The organism is Pseudomonas sp. NPDC090203, from assembly GCF_044746765.1.
Taxonomy (GTDB): Bacteria; Pseudomonadota; Gammaproteobacteria; order Pseudomonadales; family Pseudomonadaceae; genus Aquipseudomonas; species Aquipseudomonas putida_AD.
Genome location: NZ_JBIVCV010000029.1, coordinates 5,447 through 8,692 on the forward strand (window position 1 = coordinate 5,447; position 3,246 = coordinate 8,692).

The 3,246-nt window shown below is 58.2% G+C and carries 1 protein-coding gene and 1 pseudogene; both read right to left on the bottom strand.

Features of this window, described 5'->3' with window-relative positions:
- Nucleotides 1–4: 4 nt before the first annotated feature.
- Nucleotides 5–85 (bottom strand): annotated as a pseudogene (gene rpsL / locus ACIPO9_RS28050) (30S ribosomal protein S12); the annotation flags it as partial.
- 199 nt (nt 86–284) lie between these two features.
- Nucleotides 285–3,246, bottom strand: a 2,962-nt coding sequence (rpoC, locus tag ACIPO9_RS28055; protein ID WP_400784541.1) for a DNA-directed RNA polymerase subunit beta', incomplete at its 5' end; no start/stop codon positions are given.

The window sequence follows — 3,246 nt, forward strand, 5'->3', positions numbered from 1 at the left end:
TCGGTCAGTTCTGCAGCGCAGGTACGTCGGATTTCTCGACGATACGCTTACGCGGCTGACGTACCAGCTGGTTGATAGTTGCCATCTACTAGCTCCACTGTTGTCTTGCGACGCTATTGTCTTGCAAGAAAAGCAAAATGGCAGGACGCGAGTCCCGCCAGATTTTGGGGTACAAGAGTCTAAAGAGGATCCTGTCCCCAGTCAAGACAGCGCCCCGAGTCGCATACCCTCCTCCCCTGGTCCGGGACCAGGAGAGGTTGAGCATGAGATCCGGGGCACTGGTCTCAATTACTGCTTGAGTTCAACGCTTCGGTCAGGGCCGCTTCGACTTCGCTCGCGCTCACACGCAGAGGTTTGTCGGCATCACGGCGACGCTTGCGCTCGCTGTGATAGGCAAGACCGGTACCGGCCGGGATCAGACGACCCACGACCACGTTCTCTTTCAGGCCGCGCAGGTAGTCGCGCTTGCCGGTTACCGCCGCCTCGGTCAGTACGCGAGTGGTCTCCTGGAAGGAGGCCGCCGAGATGAACGATTCGGTCGACAACGACGCCTTGGTGATACCGAGCAGCACACGAGTGAATTTCGAAACGAATTTCTCATCCTGTGCCAGACGCTCGTTCTCGACCAGTACGTGAGTGAGTTCCATCTGGTCGCCCTTGATGAAGCTCGAATCACCGGACTCGGAGATCTCGACTTTGCGCAGCATCTGACGAAGGATCGTTTCGATGTGCTTGTCGTTGATCTTCACGCCCTGCAGGCGGTAAACGTCCTGAATCTCGTTGACGATGTATTTCGCCAGTGCGCTGACACCCAGCAGACGCAGGATGTCGTGCGGATCGCTCGGACCGTCGGAGATAACCTCACCACGGTTCACTTGCTCACCTTCGAAGACGTTCAGGTGACGCCATTTCGGGATCAGCTCTTCGTACGGATCGCTGCCATCGTTCGGTGTAATCACCAGACGACGCTTGCCTTTGGTCTCTTTACCGAAGGCGATCGTACCGCTGACTTCTGCCAGGATCGACGCTTCCTTCGGACGACGCGCTTCGAACAGGTCGGCAACGCGTGGCAGACCACCGGTGATGTCACGGGTCTTGGAAGTCTCTTGCGGGATACGGGCAAGAACATCACCCACGCCCACCTGAGCACCGTCCGCGATACCAACCAGGGCGTTCGCCGGCAGGAAGTACTGGGCCGGTACGTCAGTACCTGGCAGCAGCAGATCCTTGCCATCGATGCCGACCATCTTGACCGCAGGACGAATGTCCTTGCCGGCTGCAGGACGGTCTTTGGCGTCCAGTACTTCGATGTTGGTCAGACCGGTCAGTTCGTCGGTCTGGCGCTTGATCGTAATACCTTCTTCCATGCCCACGTAGGTCACGGTACCTTTCATTTCGGTAACGATCGGGTGAGTGTGCGGGTCCCACTTGGCCACGATGGAGCCAGCGTCGACCTTGTCACCTTCCTTGACCGAAATCACTGCACCGTAAGGCAGTTTGTAACGCTCACGCTCACGACCGAATTCGTCGGCAATCGCCAGCTCACCGGAACGCGAGACCGCGACCAGGTTGCCGTCGGCACGCTCGACGTGCTTCAGGTTGTGCAGGCGAACGATACCGCCGTTCTTGACCTGAACGCTGTCCGCTGCCGAAGTACGGCTTGCCGCACCACCGATGTGGAACGTACGCATGGTCAGCTGGGTACCCGGCTCACCGATCGACTGTGCAGCGATAACGCCGACAGCTTCACCGATGTTCACCTGGTGACCACGGGCCAGATCGCGACCGTAGCACTTGGCGCAGATGCCGTAGCGGGTTTCGCAGCTGATCGGCGAACGCACGATCACTTCGTCGATGCTGTTCAGCTCGATGAACTCGACCCACTTCTCGTCTACCAGCGTACCGGCAGGAACGATGACGTCTTCGGTGCCCGGCTTGAACACGTCACGGGCGATAACACGGCCCAGTACGCGTTCACCCAGAGGCTCGACAACGTCGCCGCCTTCGATGTGCGGAGTCATCAGCAGGCCCTGTTCGGTGCCGCAGTCGATCTCGGTCACGACCAGATCCTGCGCAACGTCTACCAGACGACGAGTCAGGTAACCGGAGTTCGCAGTTTTCAATGCGGTATCCGCAAGACCCTTACGAGCACCGTGAGTCGAGATGAAGTACTGGAGTACGCTCAGACCTTCACGGAAGTTCGCGGTGATCGGCGTCTCGATGATCGAGCCGTCCGGCTTGGCCATCAGACCACGCATACCGGCCAGCTGACGAATCTGTGCTGCGGAACCCCGCGCACCCGAGTCGGCCATCATGTACATCGAGTTGAACGATTCCTGGTCCACGGTCTCGCCGTGACGGTCGACAACCTTCTCTTTCGAGAGGTTGGACATCATCGCCTTGGAGACTTCGTCGTTCGCCTTGGACCAGAGGTCGATCACCTTGTTGTACTTCTCGCCCTGGGTTACCAGGCCGGATGCATACTGGCTTTCAATCTCTTTCACTTCGTCGGTTGCGGCATCGATGATGCGAGCTTTTTCATCAGGGATAACGAAGTCGTTAACGCCGATGGAAACACCCGAGATCGTCGAGTAGGCAAAACCGGTGTACATCAGTTGGTCAGCGAAGATCACGGTCTCTTTCAGACCAACCACGCGGTAGCACTGGTTGATCAGCTTGGAGATCGCCTTCTTCTTCATCGGCTGGTTGACCACGTCGTAAGACAGGCCGGCCGGGACCACCTGGAACAGCAGCGCACGGCCGACAGTGGTGTCGACGATACGGGTGTTCTTGACGCTGCCGCCATCACGGTCGTTCACGGTTTCGTTGATACGAACCTTGATCTTGGCGTGCAGTGCAGCTTCGCCGGCGCGGAATACGCGGTCGACTTCCTGCAGGTCCGCGAACACACGACCTTCGCCCTTGGCGTTGATCGCTTCACGGGTCATGTAGTACAGACCCAGTACAACGTCCTGCGACGGAACGATGATTGGCTCACCGTTGGCTGGCGACAGGATGTTGTTGGTCGACATCATCAGCGCACGGGCTTCGAGCTGGGCTTCCAGGGTCAGCGGTACGTGGACCGCCATCTGGTCGCCGTCGAAGTCGGCGTTGTACGCAGCACAGACCAGAGGGTGCAGCTGGATAGCCTTGCCTTCGATCAGTACCGGTTCAAACGCCTGGATACCCAGACGGTGAATGTTCGTTTTAGGTTTTTGGTGGTGTTGGTTTTGTGTTTTTACTTGT